19 protein-coding genes are annotated in these 16258 nt (G+C 63.6%); 10 read left to right on the top strand and 9 right to left on the bottom strand.

Annotated features, from left to right (window positions below):
- Nucleotides 1-61 precede the first annotated feature (61 nt).
- From ACFZAI_RS23225 to ACFZAI_RS23265, 9 genes are all read left to right on the top strand, one after another.
- Nucleotides 62-832, top strand: coding sequence for a TatD family hydrolase (locus ACFZAI_RS23225; RefSeq protein ID WP_391569107.1), 771 nt, complete (start codon nucleotides 62-64; stop codon nucleotides 830-832).
- Nucleotides 833-869: 37 nt separating this feature from the next.
- On the top strand, nucleotides 870-1784 hold the full coding sequence (locus ACFZAI_RS23230) for an ankyrin repeat domain-containing protein (protein ID WP_391569108.1): 915 nt from the start codon (nucleotides 870-872) through the stop codon (nucleotides 1782-1784).
- A gap of 208 nt (nucleotides 1785-1992) precedes the next feature.
- Complete coding sequence (locus ACFZAI_RS23235) at nucleotides 1993-2733, top strand: IclR family transcriptional regulator (protein WP_054425794.1); 741 nt, start codon at nucleotides 1993-1995, stop codon at nucleotides 2731-2733.
- A 129-nt stretch (nucleotides 2734-2862) separates the two neighbouring features.
- Nucleotides 2863-3606 carry a transporter substrate-binding domain-containing protein gene (locus ACFZAI_RS23240; protein WP_391569109.1) on the top strand — a complete coding sequence of 248 codons (744 nt, stop codon included), beginning with the start codon at nucleotides 2863-2865 and terminating at the stop codon, nucleotides 3604-3606.
- On the top strand, nucleotides 3603-4271 hold the full coding sequence (locus ACFZAI_RS23245; RefSeq protein ID WP_054425790.1) for an amino acid ABC transporter permease: 669 nt from the start codon (nucleotides 3603-3605) through the stop codon (nucleotides 4269-4271). The genes ACFZAI_RS23240 and ACFZAI_RS23245 overlap by 4 nt, the downstream gene beginning before the upstream one ends.
- A complete protein-coding gene (locus ACFZAI_RS23250; RefSeq protein WP_391569110.1) occupies nucleotides 4268-5056 on the top strand; it encodes an amino acid ABC transporter ATP-binding protein in 789 nt (262 codons plus the stop codon). Before ACFZAI_RS23245 ends, ACFZAI_RS23250 begins: the two co-directional genes overlap by 4 nt.
- Nucleotides 5053-6000: a formimidoylglutamase gene (gene hutG / locus ACFZAI_RS23255; RefSeq protein WP_391569111.1), complete on the top strand. Its 948-nt coding sequence runs from the start codon at nucleotides 5053-5055 to the stop codon at nucleotides 5998-6000. The genes ACFZAI_RS23250 and hutG overlap by 4 nt, the downstream gene beginning before the upstream one ends.
- Nucleotides 6001-6316: 316 nt before the next feature.
- On the top strand, nucleotides 6317-7606 hold the full coding sequence (locus ACFZAI_RS23260) for a Glu/Leu/Phe/Val dehydrogenase (RefSeq protein ID WP_391569112.1): 1290 nt from the start codon (nucleotides 6317-6319) through the stop codon (nucleotides 7604-7606).
- 552 nt (nucleotides 7607-8158) lie between these two features.
- Nucleotides 8159-9274: a porin gene (locus ACFZAI_RS23265; RefSeq protein ID WP_391569113.1), complete on the top strand. Its 1116-nt coding sequence runs from the start codon at nucleotides 8159-8161 to the stop codon at nucleotides 9272-9274.
- A gap of 224 nt (nucleotides 9275-9498) precedes the next feature.
- Here ACFZAI_RS23265 and ACFZAI_RS23270 read toward each other — a convergent pair whose 3' ends face one another.
- The 8 genes from ACFZAI_RS23270 to ACFZAI_RS23305 form a co-directional block, all read right to left on the bottom strand.
- On the bottom strand, nucleotides 9499-10260 hold the full coding sequence (locus ACFZAI_RS23270) for a type II toxin-antitoxin system HipA family toxin (protein WP_391569114.1): 762 nt from the start codon (nucleotides 10258-10260) through the stop codon (nucleotides 9499-9501).
- Between the two features lie 264 nt (nucleotides 10261-10524).
- Nucleotides 10525-10764 (bottom strand): helix-turn-helix domain-containing protein, encoded by a 240-nt coding sequence (locus ACFZAI_RS23275; protein ID WP_391569115.1) that lies wholly within the window; start codon nucleotides 10762-10764, stop codon nucleotides 10525-10527.
- Nucleotides 10765-10912: 148 nt separating this feature from the next.
- Entirely contained in the window at nucleotides 10913-11728 is an 816-nt protein-coding gene (locus ACFZAI_RS23280; RefSeq protein ID WP_391569116.1) for an RsiV family protein, read from the bottom strand.
- 33 nt (nucleotides 11729-11761) lie between these two features.
- Nucleotides 11762-12538 carry a biotin/lipoate A/B protein ligase family protein gene (locus tag ACFZAI_RS23285; protein ID WP_391569117.1) on the bottom strand — a complete coding sequence of 259 codons (777 nt, stop codon included), beginning with the start codon at nucleotides 12536-12538 and terminating at the stop codon, nucleotides 11762-11764.
- Complete coding sequence (locus ACFZAI_RS23290; protein ID WP_054425772.1) at nucleotides 12535-12810, bottom strand: lipoate protein ligase C-terminal domain-containing protein; 276 nt, start codon at nucleotides 12808-12810, stop codon at nucleotides 12535-12537. The genes ACFZAI_RS23285 and ACFZAI_RS23290 overlap by 4 nt, the downstream gene beginning before the upstream one ends.
- A gap of 26 nt (nucleotides 12811-12836) precedes the next feature.
- Nucleotides 12837-13301, bottom strand: coding sequence for a GNAT family N-acetyltransferase (locus ACFZAI_RS23295; RefSeq protein ID WP_391569118.1), 465 nt, complete (start codon nucleotides 13299-13301; stop codon nucleotides 12837-12839).
- A gap of 18 nt (nucleotides 13302-13319) precedes the next feature.
- Nucleotides 13320-14021, bottom strand: a complete 702-nt coding sequence (locus ACFZAI_RS23300) for a glutathione S-transferase N-terminal domain-containing protein (RefSeq protein WP_175168462.1) — start codon at nucleotides 14019-14021, stop codon at nucleotides 13320-13322.
- Nucleotides 14022-14232: 211 nt separating this feature from the next.
- The gene (locus tag ACFZAI_RS23305) at nucleotides 14233-15138 is read right to left on the bottom strand and encodes a DMT family transporter (RefSeq protein ID WP_391569119.1); all 906 of its coding nucleotides are present in this window, start codon (nucleotides 15136-15138) and stop codon (nucleotides 14233-14235) included.
- A 124-nt stretch (nucleotides 15139-15262) separates the two neighbouring features.
- Between ACFZAI_RS23305 and ACFZAI_RS23310 the strand changes: the two genes are divergently transcribed.
- Nucleotides 15263-15730 carry an Lrp/AsnC family transcriptional regulator gene (locus ACFZAI_RS23310; RefSeq protein ID WP_006223372.1) on the top strand — a complete coding sequence of 156 codons (468 nt, stop codon included), beginning with the start codon at nucleotides 15263-15265 and terminating at the stop codon, nucleotides 15728-15730.
- A 21-nt stretch (nucleotides 15731-15751) separates the two neighbouring features.
- On the opposite strand, the gene ACFZAI_RS23315 is transcribed toward ACFZAI_RS23310, so the two are convergent.
- Entirely contained in the window at nucleotides 15752-16243 is a 492-nt protein-coding gene (locus ACFZAI_RS23315) for a glutathione peroxidase (protein ID WP_391569120.1), read from the bottom strand.
- Nucleotides 16244-16258 lie beyond the last annotated feature (15 nt).

The following is a 16258-nucleotide window of genomic DNA, read 5'->3' on the forward strand; positions in this document are numbered from 1 at the left end:
ATCCAGCGGCGTTTTGCCCAGAAGCGGGCAGGGCGCCGCGGTCTCTTTGTGTAGTCAAAACATGTACGTCGATTCCCACTGTCATTTGAATTTTCCCGAGCTGGCGGCTGATTTGCCGGGCATTCTTGACCGAATGGCCGCCAATCAGGTCACCCACGCGCTGGTCGTCAGCGTCAACATGCCGGAATGGCCTGGCCTGATGTCGCTGGTCGAGCCGCAGCCCAATCTGTGGGCCTCGGTGGGGGTGCACCCCGACTACGAAGACACGCCCGACCCCGAACCCGAAGAGCTCGTCCGCCTGTCGGCCCACCCCAAGGTGGTGGCCATTGGTGAAACCGGGCTGGACTATTACCGCTTGTCCGAGCCCTTGGATTGGCAGCGCGAACGCTTTCGCCGCCACATCCGCGCCGCCCGCGACACCGGCCTGCCGCTGATCGTGCACACACGCGCCTCGGCCGAAGACACGGTGCGCATGCTGAAGGAAGAACGGGCGGCCGAAGTGGGCGGCGTGATGCACTGTTTCACCGAGACCTGGGAAGTCGCGCAAGCGGCGCTGGACCAGAATTTCTATATCTCGCTGTCGGGCATCGTCACGTTCAAGAATGCGCAAGTGGTGCATGAAGTGGCGTCCAAGGTGCCGCTGGACCGCCTGCTGATCGAGACAGATTCGCCGTATCTGGCCCCGGTGCCGTATCGCGGCAAACTGAATGACCCGTCCAAGGTGATCCACGTGGCCGAGAAAATCGCTGACCTGCGAGGCATCACCGTGGCCGAGGTGGCGCGCGCATCAACGGATAATTTCTTCCGTCTTTTCAATAAGATAAAGAAATAAGTTCATCTAATTTATTTAAAGTCACTCCAGGATAGCCATGACCGCCTACGCTCCGACCGCCCGTCACGTCTTGTTGTCGCATTGCCGCGGCGCGTTGCTGGCGCTGGCCATCGGGCTGGCCGCGCCCGTGGCACACGCCGCCAATCCTGGCGATTGGTGGGTCTACGTGGCCAACGACTATCCCGACGACATCAAAGACTTGCTGGCTCACGGGTCCGATCCCAACGTGCGCTACAAGAATGGCCAGCCGGCGCTGATGCGCGCCGTGGTGGATGGCGCCTGGAAGGTGTTCGATGTGATCGCCGCCGACAAGCGCACTGACGTCAACGCCGAGAACCCCGCGGGTGAAACCCCGTTGATGTACCTGGCGATTGCCGGCCAGACCGAGCGGGCGAAGAAGCTGATCGCGCGCGGCGCACAGGTAAACCGCCTGGGCTGGACGCCGTTGCACTACGCGGCGTCCAAGGGCCAGATGGAAATGGCGCGCATGCTGCTTTCCAAGAAAGCCATGGTCAATGCGCCCGCCCCGGGGGGCGAGACCCCCTTGATGATGGCGGCGCTGGGCGGCAATAAAGACATGGTCGATCTTCTGGTGAAGGCGGGCGCCGATGTGACGACCCGCGATCTCAAAGACCAAAGCGCCGCCGACTGGGCGCGCAACGGCAAGTCGGCGGCGTTGGCCACCGAGCTGACGGCCATGGTCGCGCGCGCCGACGACGCCAAGCGCGCGCGCCGCGCGACGAATCCTGTGCCGGCGGAAGCCGAGCCGGTACCGGTGCCGGACACGGCCGCACTGCCGCCCGCCGTGTCGCCGTCGGCCGATGCTCCCGCCGTTCCCGCGCCGGCCGCTTCTGCCCCGGCCGCCTCCGCTCCCGCCCCCGCCACCCCCAACGTGGGCGGCGTGTCGGGCGTGCGCCTGAACAACTACGACGACAAGCCAGCCGCGCCTTAAGGCAGACGCGGCGGCAGCGGCCCGAGTCCAGACTTGGCGCCGCCCTGCTTGAACTGCCAAAAGGGACCGATTCAAAGACCGCGACGCGGTCTTTTTTTCGTACTCATCCTGGGGTTTTCCCTGTTTATTCTCAATAGTCGGGAATAAAACAAAGGATAACCACCATAAATTGATAATCTCAGCGCCTTATTGCTAGGAGTTGAGTGTGATGTCGGATTCCTCGGTGGGGGCGGGCGCAGATCGCGTTCTCTACGTGTTGGCCACGCTGGCCCGGCACGATGGCCCCCTGACGATTGCCGCGCTGGCCGAGAAAACGGGTCTGGCTCAAAGCACCCTGTATCGCCAGGTGGCGCTGCTCAAGCGCTGGGGCTTCGTTGCCGAACACGAAGGGGAATACGGGCCCGGCCCGCTGTGCGTGCAACTGGCCTGGGGCTTTGATCAATCGTCGTTTCTGATTCACGAAGCGCAACCCGACATGGCGTCGCTGGCGGCGGCCTCGGGTGAAACCATCGGCTTGCTTGTGGCCGTGAAAGACCAGGCCGTCTGCCTGGACATGGTCGAAAGCCAGCATCCGCTGCGTTGCTCGTTCACCAAAGGCCGTGGCCTGCCGCTGGCGCGAGGCGCTTCGGCCAAATCCCTGCTGGCCTTCATGCCTTTGGCCCGTTTGCAGGCCGCGCTGGCGTACCTGGCTGACGAAGCCGGCGTGGATGCCGCGCGCTTGGCCGATGAGCTGGAAGCCATCCGCGAGCAAGGCTACGCGGTAACCGATAGCGAAGTGGATGCCGGTGTTTGGGGCGTCAGCGTGCCGATTTTTCAGCGGCCCAACCAGGCCGTCGCATCCATCACGCTGATGGCGCCGTCCACCCGCGCCGCCCAGCGTCCCGACGCCTTGATCGCCATGACGGTTGCCGCCGCCCGCCGTATTTCCGAACGTTTGAAGGTGCATTGACGCGCCATTCGCCACGCCATTCTTCACGCGATTCTTCACGCCATTCGTCACGACATTTCTGCCGCCTCACTTTTCGCTATTCATCTTCCGCCGTACTCATCGCCGTACCTCTTTCCCATAGGACTGACCATGACCACTCGCCGCACACTGCTGACTGCCGCCCTGACGCTGGGCCTGGCCTGGAGCGCTGGCTCCGTGCACGCCCAGGAAACCATCCGCGCCGTTACCGACGCCACCTTCCCGCCGATGGAGTTTGTCAAAGATGGCAAGCGCACCGGCTTCGACATCGAACTGGTTGAGGCGCTGGCGGGCGCCATGGGCAAGAAAGTCGAATGGATCGACATCGACTTCAAGGGCCTGATCCCCGCGCTGCAAGCCGGCCGCGCCGACATCGCCGTGTCCGCCATCTACATCACGCCCGAGCGCAGCAAGGTCGTTGACTTCACCGACCCCTACTACGCGGGCGGCCTGGTGGTGCTGACGAAGACGGACAGCCCCATCAAGACGCTGAAGGATCTGGACGGCCGCAAGGTGTCGGTGCAGGTGGGCACCAAGTCGGTCAACTATCTGAAGGAACACTTCCCGGCCGTGCAGCGCGTGGAAGTCGAGAAGAACCAGGAAATGTTCAACCTGGTGCAGATCGGCCGCGCGGATGCCGCCGTGACGGGCAAGCCCGCCGCCAAGCTGTTCGCACAAAGCACGACCGGCCTGACCGTGTTGAATGATCAGGTCACGACCGAGGACTACGGCATTGCCGTGCCCAAGAACAAGCCCGAGCTCACGCGTGAGCTGAACGCCGCGCTGCAAAAGCTGAAGGCCGACGGCAGCTATCAGGCCATCGTGAACAAGTGGTTTGAGGCCCCCGCGAAATGAACCTTGAATTCGCCCCCGTCTTCGCCGACTTCGACAGCCTGATGCGGGGCGCGGTGGTTACCGTTGAGGTCACCGCTGGCGCCTTGTTGCTGGGCTGTGTCATGGGCCTGCTGGTCGGCGTCGGCCGCCTCAACCCCAAGCGCTACATCATCTACAACCTGTGCAGCACGTATCTGCTGTTCTTTCGCGGCACCCCTTTGCTGGTGCAACTGTTCATCTGGTTCTTCGGCCTGCCGCAGTTCGGGGTGACGCTGCCGGCGTTCGCATGCGGCGTGTTGGGCCTGGGCATGTATTCCGGCGCGTACGTGTCGGAAATCGTGCGCGGCGCAATTCAGTCGGTTGACCGCGGCCAGACGGAAGCGGCGCGCTCGCTGGGCATGTCGTCGGGCCAGGCCATGCGCATCATCATCCTGCCGCAAGCCGTGGTGCGCATGATTCCGCCGCTGGGCAATGAGTTCATCGCGCTGATCAAGAACTCGGCGCTGGTGTCGCTCTTGACCATTCACGATCTGATGCACGAAGGGCAGAAGATCATCAGCGTGTCGTATCGCTCGCTGGAAACGTATCTGGTGGTTGCTTTGATTTATCTGGTCCTGACCACGGCCGCCATGGTGATTTTGCGCAAGGTGGAACAACATCTGCGCGCCGGGGGGATGGTGCAATGAACCAATTTGGCACTCCGCAGGAAATGATCCGCATCCGCGGCCTGCACAAGTCTTATGGCGATCATGCCGTGCTCAAGGGCATTGATTTCGACGTGCTGCCTTCGCAGGTGGTGGTGGTGATTGGGCCCAGCGGTTCGGGCAAAAGCACCTTGCTGCGCTGCTGCAATGGCTTGGAAGTGGCGCAGGCCGGCACCGTGGACATCTGCGGCCAGACCTTGCTGGACGACGGCGAGCTGCTGCCCGAGGCGGCGCTGAACCAGTTGCGCATGCAGGTGGGCATGGTGTTTCAGGGCTTTAACCTGTTCCCACACCTGTCGGTGTTGGACAACGTGACGGTGGGGCCGCGCAAGCTGCGCGGCATGGGCCGCGACGAGGCCAATGCGCTGGCCGAAGACCTGCTGAAGAAGGTGGGCCTGTCGCAGAAGATGGCCGCCATGCCCGCCAGCCTGTCTGGCGGACAGAAGCAGCGCGTGGCGATTGCCCGCGCGTTGGCCATGCAGCCCAAGGTCATGTTGTTTGATGAGCCGACCTCGGCGCTGGACCCGGAACTGGTGGGCGAAGTGCTGCAAGTGATGAAGCTGCTGGCGCGCGAAGGCATGACCATGATGGTGGTGACGCACGAAATGGGCTTTGCCCGTGACGTGGCCGATGTGGTCGCCGTCATGGATGGCGGGGTGATCCTGGAATCCGGCACGCCGGAAGTGATCTTCAGCCAGCCGCGCGAACCGCGTACCCGCGAATTCCTGCAAGCCGTGCTGAATGCGGGGCAGGGGGCAGCGGCATGAGCGCGGTGCAGTTGGACAAAACCCTGTGGAAGGCGCGCGACGACAGCGCCGAACAAGGCGACACGCGCCGTCTGGCGCACATTGTCGAAGCGGCGGCTGACCAGGTGGAAAAGGGCGAGCCGGTGTTGCTGGGCTTTGCCTGCGACGCGGGCGTCGCCCGTAACCAAGGGCGTATCGGCGCGGCGGAAGGCCCGGCTGGCATCCGCAAGTTCATGGCGGGCTTGCCGGCGCATGGCCTGACCCGCTTGCTGGATGCGGGCGACGTCGTCTGCGAAGGCGACCAGCTGGAAGCGGCGCAGGAGCAACTGGGCCTGCGCGTGGCCGACCTGCTGGCGCAGGGCGCTCGCCCGCTGGTCTTGGGCGGCGGACACGAGATCGCCTGGGGCAGCTTCCAGGGGCTGGCCCGCTGGCTGGAATCCCAAGACGACAACGAGCCCGTGTTGGTGCTGAACCTGGATGCGCATTTCGACCTGCGCACAGGCCGCCCGGGCAGCTCCGGCACGCCGTTTGACCAGATCGCCCACTACTGCGAGGAACGTGGGCGGCCCCTGCAATACGCCTGCCTGGGCGTGTCGCGGCTGGCCAATACGCCGGCGCTGTACGCACGTGCGGCTGAAGTGGGCGCCGTGTGGGTCGAAGACCGTGATATGCAGGAACGTCACCTTCAAGCCCGCCTGGCCAACGTCGACGCCTTGTTGGCGCGGGCGCGCCACGTGTACCTGACGATCGACCTGGACGTGCTGCCGGCCGGCGTCATGCCCGGCGTCTCGGCGCCTGCGCCTTACGGGGTGCCGATGGCCGTGGTTGAGGAAATCGTGCTGCGCGTGAAAGCCAGCGGCAAGTTGCGGCTGGCCGATATGGCGGAATACAGCCCCCGATTCGATATCGACGGGCATGGCGCGCGCGCGGCTGCGCGGCTGGCCTGGCAGTTGATGTCGGCGTGATGGTGTGATGGCGTGGCGGAATTCGCATCGCTTTTCGTAGCGATGCGGATGGGCCTGACAAAAGGGGCAGCTTCTACCGAGGCTGCCCCTTTTTTCATCAATGGCCGCAACGCCAATACTTGCGCGACTTGCGGCTGGCCGAGGGTGGACGCGTCCGAAATGGCGGCTTAGGATAGGGGCAGTTTTAAGACCGGGCTTGTGACCCGTACGGTATCCACAACATAGATGCGTCCCCATTTAAAATATTTTAGTTTTAAATGGGGACGCTATAACTTTCGTGGATAAAATGGCGCAACTTTGTCAGGAGATCATGCTCATGTCTCAAACTCCCACCCATGCCTTGCCGTCTTATCTGAATGCCGATGACCTCGGCCCCTGGGGTAATTACCTGCAACAAGTCGACCGGGTCACCCCGTACCTCGGCTCTCTGGGACGGTGGGTTGAGACCCTGAAGCGCCCGAAGCGCTCGCTGATCGTCGACGTGCCGATCGAACTGGACAACGGCACCATCGCCCACTTCGAGGGCTATCGCGTGCAGCACAACGTGTCGCGCGGCCCGGGCAAGGGCGGCGTGCGTTTCCACCAAGACGTGACCCTGTCTGAAGTGATGGCGCTGGCCGCGTGGATGTCGGTCAAGAACGCCGCTGTCAACCTGCCGTACGGCGGCGCCAAGGGCGGCATCCGGGTCGATCCGCGCAAGCTGTCGCAATCCGAACTCGAGCGCATGACGCGCCGCTACACGACCGAAATCGGCGTGATCATCGGGCCGTCGAAAGACATTCCCGCCCCTGACGTGAACACCAACGCCCAGACCATGGCCTGGATGATGGACACGTATTCCATGAACGAAGGCGCCACCGCCACGGGCGTGGTCACCGGCAAGCCGATCGCGCTGGGCGGCAGCCTGGGCCGTGTCGAAGCCACCGGCCGCGGCGTGTTCGTCGTGGCGTGCGAAGCCGCACGCGACCTGAACATCGACGTCTCGAAGGCCCGCGTGGTCGTGCAGGGCTTCGGCAACGTGGGCGGCACTGCTGCCCGCCTGTTCCATGAAGCCGGCGCCAAGGTCATTGCCGCGCAAGACCACACCGGCACCGTGCACAACGCCGAAGGCCTTGACGTGCACAAGCTGCTGTCGCACGTGTCGCAACACGGCGGCGTGGGCGGCTTCTCGGGCGGCCAGGCCATGGACAAGAACGAGTTCTGGACGCTGGAAACCGAATTCCTGATCCCGGCAGCCCTGGAAAGCCAGATCACCGTCGACAACGCCGCCAAGGTGCGCGCGAAGATTGTGGTGGAAGGCGCCAACGGCCCGACCACCCCGGAAGCGGACGACATCCTGGCCGAACACGGCGTGTATGTCGTGCCGGACGTGCTGGCCAACGCTGGCGGCGTGACGGTGTCGTACTTTGAATGGGTGCAGGACTTCTCCAGCTTCTTCTGGAGCGAAGAAGAGATCAACCAGCGCCTGGAACGCATCATGCGCGAAGCCTACGGCGCCGTGTCGCAAGTGGCCAAGGAACACAAGGTCACGCTGCGCACCGCTGCGTTCATCGTGGCTTGCACCCGGATTCTGCAAGCGCGCCAAGTGCGCGGCCTGTATCCGTGATGTCTGAATCGGCGGTGCGTTCCTGAACGCGCCGCTGAGGAGGCAGAGGAAGACAAAAACAGAAATCGCCCCGAAAGGGGCGATTTCTATTGGGCGGCCGGAACCCTTCCACTTAGGCATATGGGGGCCGTACCCGGCGCGCCACCCCGTTCCCCGAAGCGCTTGCCCAGCGGCTGGCGCGCAGCGTGGAAGAACATGCTGCACATCCGCTGCCGAAGGAGTATCGTCGGTTTCTGCCGTAGAAGGGCGCGCGCTGACACGCTGCCTTCCTGGCGCCGGTCTTTTCCCGTTTCCTTTTCAGCAGTTGCTGTTCTGGCAGTTGCCTTCCTAGCACGATGACATGACGCCTTTGCGAAGCCGCCGCGGTTCGCGCAGAGTGTGGAGTTCAGGCTACAACGATGCACTTTTTTTCGAGTTCCGGGACGGGTTGTCCTTGCGTCTGGAAAACTGACACATTGCGTCCCTAGAATTTGTTCCTGCCATGTGCCGCACGCCGCTTGCCATGCAAGCCAAGCCACCTGCGCATGTATGTTCAATCAAAGGGAATATGTAATGAAAAAGACTCTGCTCGTCACCGCGCTGTTCGCCGCCTTGTCCGGCGTGGCTCAAGCCGAAACCTCGGTGACGCTGTATGGCCTGATCGACACGGGTATCGGTTACCAGCGCATCAAGGGCAACAACGGCTACGAAGAATCGAAGTTCGGCATGGTCAACGGCGTGTCGAGCGGCTCGCGTTGGGGCTTGCGTGGCGCCGAAGATCTGGGCGACGGCCTGAGCGCCGTGTTCACCCTGGAAAGCGGCTTCAACTCCGGTAACGGCCAGTCGGGCCAAAGCAGCCGCCTGTTCGGCCGCCAAGCCACCGTCGGCCTGAAGGCTGATTCGTGGGGCCTGCTGGAATTCGGCCGTCAGACCAACATTGCGTCGAAGTACCTGGCAGCGATCGACCCGTTCGCCGGCAGCTACGGCCAAGCTAACGTTGGCGTGGCCTTCAGCGCCGCCAACACCGTCCGCTACGACAATATGGTGCAGTACTCGACCCCGTCGTTCAGCGGCTTCCAGTTTGGCGTTGGCTACTCGTTCAACGCTTCTGACACCACCGCCGCCCAAACCGGCTTCAAGACCGCCGACAACACGCGCGCCATCACGACCGGCCTGCGTTACGTCAACGGCCCGCTGAACGTGGCTGCCACGTACGACCAACTGAACCCCGCCAGCCAGTTGAACAATGACGCGACGCCCAAGTCGTGGTCTATCGCAGCCGCCTACGACTTCGAAGTGGTCAAGCTTGCGCTGGGCTTCGGCCAGACGCGTGATGGCTGGTTCACCGGCCAAAGCATCAACTCGTTTGGCAGCGGCAGCCCCACGGCCACCAGCTTCGGCACGAACGTCGCCGTCTCCGGCTTCAAGGCCAATTCGTACCTGGTCGGCCTGACCGTGCCGCTGGGCGCCAGCAGCATCCTGGCGTCGTGGCAGCGCGCTGACCCGAACGGCAGCAACCCGCTGACCGCCGGCGCGGATTCGACGATGAACGTCTACAGCATCGGCTACACGTACAACCTGTCCAAGCGCACCAATCTGTACGCGCTGGGTTCGTACGCGACCGACTTCGCGTTTGTTGACGGCCTGAAGAGCACCGTCGGCATCGTGGGTATTCGTCACCGCTTCTAAGCGCCTGACGTGAGCGGGCGGCGCGGCCCATCATCGGTGCGCGCCGCCGGCTCCTTCATGCCGCGGTTGTATTGAGCGGACTGGGCGTCTTACCCGGCCACAGACGCGAAAAAAGCGGCCACCTCCCTAGCTCCACCCTCAGTCCGCTCACCCGAACCCCGGCCTCGAAGAGGCCTTGCCATTTCCCCCACGCGAGCGCAATCCGATTTTTGCGGTGTTGCCGCTCAGTGGGGCCGCGCGTGCCGCTCAAAGGCGGGCGCAAGCCGCTGAATCTGCGCGGCCGCGACACCCGCGTCGGCCAATGCGCCGCGCCATCCCTCATGCGTGATTTGCCACACTTCGGCGATGATTTCCCAAGCCTGAGATTCCGTCAGGGAAAACTGCCGAGCGCTGGAAACAGCATTACGAAATGTCGACAGGGCACCTTCATCGCCCACCAGCATGCCCTGATAGATGCGCTGGTTGGACAACACGGATGGGACAAGGTCAAAGGCGGGCGCAAGCTGAAGCGTGTCGATGCTCGAGACGTCGTCGCCGTCAAAGAAGCCGTGGTTGAGTTCGTGATCGTCCGTATTGGTCGTGGCGATATTGAATGCCAGCCGCCTGAACCATTGCCGGCGGTCGCGGGCAGGTTCTTCACACCATTTCGGCATTTGACGCGCAACGCCGGGATAGCTGCCGTGCGCCGCAGGAGGTAAGTCTGGCACTTCCAGCGCGGAGCGCGCGGATGCGTAGCGCAGGCGGCCAAACCCGCCTTCCGGAAGCACCGTCACGTCGAAACGCCGGCTCAGGAAAACCGCGCCTTGCGCCGTTTCGATCAATTGGCATTCGGGCACATCGATGCCTGCCTTGCGCGCAAGCGCATACATCGCGTATTCCTGACGGGCATTGTCGGGCAGGTCAGGTGAGTCGCTGACCGAAGGAAATTTGGCGATCCATATGTGGCCCGCCTCAAGCACGGAGCATTTGGGGCGCGCGCCGCCCAAGCTACGCCCCGGACGCAATAGTTGTTCGGCTTCCGCTGGCAAGGGTTGGCCCCGTTCGATCGCGGCGGCGGCATGCTGAATCACGCTTAATTCAGAGACGGACGCCAGCCAGGTGGTGTCGTCGACCTCGGACGCCATAGACGAAATAGCCCACGCCTGCGTGGGATGTGATCTCTTCATGACGGAACAGCCCGGCAACCACGGGCGTTGCCTGACCAGGCAGGTAGATCCAGACATAGAGCGTTCGCGCCATGGTGACAGCCGCTAAAAATTGTTGTCCAAGACCGGCTCGGCCAGGGACGTGGGGCGCTGAAGGCTGGCAAGCCCGTCGATGCTGCTATCCAGATCCAGCGCCCAGAGCACGGCCAGGTAATTGCCGATGGCGGTGGCTGCTTCGCCTTTTTCTATTGCACGGACAGTGGAAAGCCCGATGCTGGCTGCTCGGGCGAGTCGCTCCTGGGTCCACCCGCGCTGTTTGCGCGCCGTGCGCAGGCGTGCGGCCAAAAGTTGTAGGCGATGTTGGCTGCTGGGAGGAAGCGATGCCGCTAGATTCATTGCCATAAGAACGAAAAAAGACCGGATTCGTTGTTATACAAACGATTCCGGTCTTTAGCAATCGCCGTGGCTGAGCTGCAGGCTAGCGGCCACTACGCTACGACTTCGGCAACAGCTCCGGCTTCAGAATGCCGCGCAGGTCCGCGTATGGAATATTGAGCTCCGGCTCGCCGTGCGAGTAGGGCGCGATGGAGTACGCGTCGTACTTCACCACGATCCCGTCGCGGGTCAAGGCGTAGTTGTCGCTTTCCTGGAAGGGCCACATCTTGTTGTAGCTGGCCGGGTCGCGCTTGGCGTCGGGGTTGCTGGTGAGCCATTTTGCGTGCGCGCGCTGCAAGGCGGCGACGTACTCCGCGCGGCGGCCCGGAATCAAGGCTTCGTCCAGGCTCATGACGCGGCCCCGCGAACGTTCCCAATTCAGATATTGGGTTGCCGGGATGCCGTGCGCGGCGCCGGTCAGGAACTGTTCGGTGTGCAGTTCGATCGACACGATGTCGCCCACGGTGTCCTTCACGCTGGCCTTGAAATAGGTGGCGTCGCGCGGGCGCGCCGTGGACCAGAAGTACTGCGTGTATTCCGACAGCGTGTCGTAGGCGCCGCGCCGGTTGGCGTCGGTGCCGGTCATGTAGGCCAGCACGTGGTCAACCAGCGCCGTCAACTTGGGGTTGCCGGGAAAGGCGACGCTGTCGATTTCAATGTGGGGGCAGTCGCCCTCGCAGCCGGGTTTGTTCGATGCCCACTTGATGCGTTCGGTGGACAGGTCGCCCACCTTTTCCGCCGTGGTGCTGCTGGTGGCGGGCGTGGCGAGCGTGATGTTCGCCGGGGGCGAACTGCCGCAGCCGGCAAGCGCCAGCAGGGCCGCGCCCAGAATCAAACCGCTTATCGCGCCTTGCGGCGTGAACGTGCGACGCATTGAACTACCTCCACAAATTCATGGCCTGCCGCGTCAGGGCACGACGCCGGTCCATTCGGCCGAAGAGAACTTCTCGTCAGCCTGTTGCTGCGCTTTGGCCAGCGTATCGCTGCCGATCTGCCCGGGGGTCAGACGATGCAGGCTGCCGAAAGTTTCCAGCATGCGGTCGATGATGACCTCGCGCGCCAGGCCCGTTTGCGTGCGCAGCGGGTCTACGCGTTTCTTTGCGCTGGTGGTGCCTTTGTCAGACAGCTTCTCGCGGCCGATACGCAAGACTTCGACCATTTTATCGGCGTCGATGTCATAGGACATGGTCACGTGGTGCAGCACTGCGCCCGCGCGCCGGGCTTGTGCGGCGCCGCCGATCTTGCCGATGTCGGAAGCGATATCGTTCAACGGCTGATACCAGGCCTTGATGCCCAGGCCTTGCAGCGCGGTCAGCACCCAGGCGTCCAGGAAGGCATAGGATTCCTGGAAGCTCATGCCGTGAACCAGGGCTTGTGGGGCGCTGAGCGAATAGGTGATGGAGTTGCCCGGTTCGATGAACATCGCGCCGCCACCGCTCACGCGGCGCACGACTTCGATGCCGTGGCGCTTGGCGCCTTCCGGGTCGACTTCATTTTTCAGGGATTGGAAGCGGCCGATCACGACGGCGGGGGCGGCCCATTCCCAGATGCGCAAGGTGGGCGGGCGCTGGCCGGCGCCGACCTCATCGGTGATGACGGCGTCCAGCGCCATGTGCAACGCGGGCGCCTGGGGGGCTTCGTGGATCAGTTGCCAGTCGTAGTCGTTCCAGTCAGTGCGCGTCATGCAAGCGCCCTCCGCAACACCACGGCCACGGCTTCGGCGGAAAAACCGAACATCTCGGCGTCGGCGGGCAGGGCGGATTGCACGGCAACAGCCAGTTCCAATTCGCCGGCATCGGCCGGCATGCCGTTCAAGCCGGCGTTGATGGCTTCCAGCGCTTCGGGCGGCTCAAGAAAGAAGTCGCCGCTGATGCGCACATTGGCCAGGCGGCCGTCGCGCACTTCGAGATCCGCAACGACCAGTTTGCCGCCGGGGACTTTGTATTCGCCATGCATGGGCTTTCCTTGAATCTATACAAACACTACAGGCTGAGTTTCATGCCGTCATGGGTGGCCACGAAACCCAGGCTTTCATAAAACCGGCGCGCATTCGGGCGGGCGCGGTCGGTGGTCAGTTGAACGATGCCACAGCCTTGCAGGCGGCATTGTTCGATGGCCCACTCGAACATGGCGCGCCCCAGGCCCTGGCCGCGTGACGACGACGCGATGCGCACGCTTTCGATTTGCCCGCGCCATTGTCCCAGCCGGGACAAGCCGGGTATGAACGATAACTGCAAACAGCCGACCAGGTGTGAATCCTGCTCAACCACGGCCAGGAACTGATTGGAATCCTGCGCGATGGCCGCGAACGCCGCGGTGTAGCGCGGGTTCAGCGGCACCGAGGCGTCCTCGCGCGTGGCGCCCAGCTCGTCATCGGCCAGCATGGCGACGATCTGCGGCAGATCTTCCTGGCGTGCGCGGCGAAATACCCGTTGCGGATGAGACATGGCGCGTGCTCCAGAGGGTTAGCGGGGCAGGTTCTGCGAGGTCTGGCCGAACAGGATGCGGCGCGATTCCTCGTCACTGATGGACGGCGCGGTATTGATGGTGTCGGCCAGCGCATAGGCGCGTTGGGTGGCCGGGCGCGCGGCGATGGTGTTGAACCAGCGTTGCAGGTGCGGGAAGTCGTTCAGGTCTTGGCCCTGCTTGGCGTGCGGCACGATCCAGGGGTAGGCCGCCATGTCGGCAATGGAGTAGTCACCCGCCACGAATTCGCGGTCGGCCAGGCGCTTGTTCAACACGCCGTACAGGCGGTTGGTTTCCTTTACGTAGCGGTCGATGGCGTAGGTGATGCGTTCTTGCGCGTAGCCGGAAAAGTGGTGGTTCTGGCCGGCCATGGGGCCCAGGCCGCCCATCTGCCAGAACAGCCATTGCGACACTTCGGCGCGGCCGCGCACATCGGCGGGCAGGAACTTGCCGGTTTTCTCCGCCAGGTATTGCAGGATGGCGCCCGACTCGAACAGGGAGATCGGCGCGCCGCCATCGGCCGGGTCTTGGTCGACGATGGCGGGGATGCGGTTGTTCGGCGCGATGGCCAGGAATTCGGGTTTGAACTGATCACCGCGGCTGATGTTGACCGGGTGAATCTGATAGGGCAGGCCGGTTTCTTCAAGGAACAGCGTGATCTTGTGGCCGTTGGGGGTGGTCCAGTAGTAGAGATCGATCATAGGGTGCGTCCGCAGAGTCATGGCGCCGCCGGCTCAGCCGGCGGATGGAAAGGCCATGATAGCGGGGCCGTATGCGCAGCCCCCCGAATAACCGGGGCCGGGGGCGGGTTTCTACGTGTGCGGGGCGGGGGATTCGTAACGCCGGTTCAGACCGCGGCTTCACACCGCGGCTTCAGGCGGCGAATTCACACCGCGAACTCACACCGCTATTTCACACCGCACCCGGCCGCGCCCGGCCCGGCAGCCGCCACGTCCAGTTCAGGCTGACGCCTGCCGCGGCCACGAAGATCAGCGCCACCCCGATCACCTGCGTGGCGTCCATGCGATGGCCATAGACCGCGAAGTCCAGCATGATCGCCACGGCCGGGTAGATGAAGCTCAGCGCGGCGGTCGACGTCGTCGGCAGCTTCTGGATGGCCGAGTACATCAGGATGTACATCAGGCAGGTATGGATCACGCCCAGCGCCACCAGATACCCCCATTGCAAGGGCGCGGCCGGCAGGGCATTGAAATCCGCCATCGGCAGCAGCATGATGGCCCCAAGCGTGACCTGCACCAGCGCCAGCACCTGAGGCGGGATGCCCTTCAGCCGCTTGACGATGATGGCGGTGACGCCATACAGCGCAGCGGCCCCCAGGCCCAGCATCAGGCCCGATAGATAAGCCGCGCCGCCCGCGCCTGCGGTGTCCGTTAACCGCAGCACCAGCAGCAGGCCGGCAAACGCCACGACGGACCACGCCAGCTTGCCGCGCGTGGGCCGTTCACCCAGGAACAGCACGCCCAGGCCGATCAGGAAAAACGGTTGCACGTTATAGACAGCGGTGGCCAGCGAGATCGACGCCAGCCGGTAGGCGGAAAACAGCAGCACCCAGTTCAAGACCAGTGCGGCGCCGGCCGCCAGCGCCAGGGCCAGCGTCTTGGCGGTGAACAGGCCGGGCTTGAGCAGGCCGCGCGCCCAGCAATAAATGAATAGTGACAGCGCGCCGAAGACGCAGCGGAAGAAGACGACGTTCCAGGCGCTTTGCCCGGACTCCAGGACGAAGACGCCCAGCGTGCCGGATAAGGTCATGGCGGCGGCCATTTGCGCCAGGCCAAGGCGTTCTGATGCGGGGTTCATGAGGGTTCTCCGGCGGGCCAGTCGGCCACGAGGTGCGATGGAGAAATTATCCCAGGCGGATCAACGCGGTTATATGATGTTCGCGTGGTGCTTTTAACGTCAAACCTTGTTTTAGGTGGAATTTATGCAAAACGACCTAAAAAACGAAAGCCCGGTCTTGGACGGTATCGACCGCCGTCTGGTAGAGACCCTGTCGGCCAATGCGCGCACCACCACGGCCGACCTGGCCCGGCAGGTGGGCATGTCGGCGCCCAGCGTGGCTGACCGCCTGCGCAGGCTGGAAGAATCGGGCGTGATCCGCGCCTATACCTTGGACGTGGACCCCGTGGCGTTGGGGTACACGCTGGAAGCCATTGTGCGCATCCGGCCGCTGCCCGGGCAATTGCGCCACGTCGAAGGGCTGATCCAGGAGATTCCGGAATTCGTCGAATGCGACAAGGTGACGGGCGATGACTGCTTCATCGCCCGCGTGGTGCTGCGGTCCATCTCGCACCTGGATGGCATTCTTGAACGCGTGACCGAGTTCGCCGAAACCAACACCGCCATCGTCAAGGCGCATACGGTGCGCCGCCGGCTGCCGCCGTTGCGCTAGGCGGCGGGCTGGCGGCGTGTGTCAGACGGGCGCGGACAGCGCCCGCACGATATCGTCCTTCAAGCCGGCGGGCGTGTCGGTGGGCGCATAGCGCTTGATGACCTGCCCGTCGCGGCCCACCAGGAACTTGGTGAAGTTCCACTTGATGCCTTCGGTGCCGAAGACGCCGGGTTTTTCGCCCTTCAGCCAGCGGTACAGCGGATGCGCGTCGGCGCCATTGACGTTGATCTTGGCGTACATCGGGAAGCTGATGTCGTACTGCGTTGCGCAGAAATTGCGGATTTCCGATTCGTCGCCGGGTTCCTGATGGCCGAACTGGTCGCAGGGAAAGCCGAGCACGGTCAGCCCGTCATCGCGCAGCGAGCGGTAGAGTTCTTCCAGGCCCGCGTACTGCGGCGTGAATCCGCATTTGGACGCCACATTCACCACCAGCAGCACGCGGCCCCGGTAGGTGCTCAGGGACTGTTCGGCCCCGTTGATGTCGCGGGCGGAGAAATCGAAGATCGTGCTCATGCGGGCTCCTTCATG

The organism is Achromobacter sp. NPDC008082 (assembly GCF_042957345.1).
Taxonomy (GTDB): Bacteria; Pseudomonadota; Gammaproteobacteria; order Burkholderiales; family Burkholderiaceae_B; genus Achromobacter; species Achromobacter kerstersii_A.

What these genes read in the sequence shown, in the direction of transcription:
- ACFZAI_RS23225 (WP_391569107.1), top strand. Translation starts at nt 62, where the DNA reads ATGTACGTCGATTCCCACTGTCATTTGAATTTTCCCGAGCTGGCGGCT.
- ACFZAI_RS23230 (WP_391569108.1), top strand. Translation starts at nt 870, where the DNA reads ATGACCGCCTACGCTCCGACCGCCCGTCACGTCTTGTTGTCGCATTGC.
- ACFZAI_RS23235 (WP_054425794.1), top strand. Translation starts at nt 1,993, where the DNA reads ATGTCGGATTCCTCGGTGGGGGCGGGCGCAGATCGCGTTCTCTACGTG.
- ACFZAI_RS23240 (WP_391569109.1), top strand. Translation starts at nt 2,863, where the DNA reads ATGACCACTCGCCGCACACTGCTGACTGCCGCCCTGACGCTGGGCCTG.
- ACFZAI_RS23245 (WP_054425790.1), top strand. Translation starts at nt 3,603, where the DNA reads ATGAACCTTGAATTCGCCCCCGTCTTCGCCGACTTCGACAGCCTGATG.
- ACFZAI_RS23250 (WP_391569110.1), top strand. Translation starts at nt 4,268, where the DNA reads ATGAACCAATTTGGCACTCCGCAGGAAATGATCCGCATCCGCGGCCTG.
- hutG (WP_391569111.1), top strand. Translation starts at nt 5,053, where the DNA reads ATGAGCGCGGTGCAGTTGGACAAAACCCTGTGGAAGGCGCGCGACGAC.
- ACFZAI_RS23260 (WP_391569112.1), top strand. Translation starts at nt 6,317, where the DNA reads ATGTCTCAAACTCCCACCCATGCCTTGCCGTCTTATCTGAATGCCGAT.
- ACFZAI_RS23265 (WP_391569113.1), top strand. Translation starts at nt 8,159, where the DNA reads ATGAAAAAGACTCTGCTCGTCACCGCGCTGTTCGCCGCCTTGTCCGGC.
- ACFZAI_RS23280 (WP_391569116.1), bottom strand. Translation starts at nt 11,728, where the DNA reads ATGCGTCGCACGTTCACGCCGCAAGGCGCGATAAGCGGTTTGATTCTG.
- ACFZAI_RS23285 (WP_391569117.1), bottom strand. Translation starts at nt 12,538, where the DNA reads ATGACGCGCACTGACTGGAACGACTACGACTGGCAACTGATCCACGAA.
- ACFZAI_RS23290 (WP_054425772.1), bottom strand. Translation starts at nt 12,810, where the DNA reads ATGCATGGCGAATACAAAGTCCCCGGCGGCAAACTGGTCGTTGCGGAT.
- ACFZAI_RS23295 (WP_391569118.1), bottom strand. Translation starts at nt 13,301, where the DNA reads ATGTCTCATCCGCAACGGGTATTTCGCCGCGCACGCCAGGAAGATCTG.
- ACFZAI_RS23300 (WP_175168462.1), bottom strand. Translation starts at nt 14,021, where the DNA reads ATGATCGATCTCTACTACTGGACCACCCCCAACGGCCACAAGATCACG.
- ACFZAI_RS23305 (WP_391569119.1), bottom strand. Translation starts at nt 15,138, where the DNA reads ATGAACCCCGCATCAGAACGCCTTGGCCTGGCGCAAATGGCCGCCGCC.
- ACFZAI_RS23310 (WP_006223372.1), top strand. Translation starts at nt 15,263, where the DNA reads ATGCAAAACGACCTAAAAAACGAAAGCCCGGTCTTGGACGGTATCGAC.
- ACFZAI_RS23315 (WP_391569120.1), bottom strand. Translation starts at nt 16,243, where the DNA reads ATGAGCACGATCTTCGATTTCTCCGCCCGCGACATCAACGGGGCCGAA.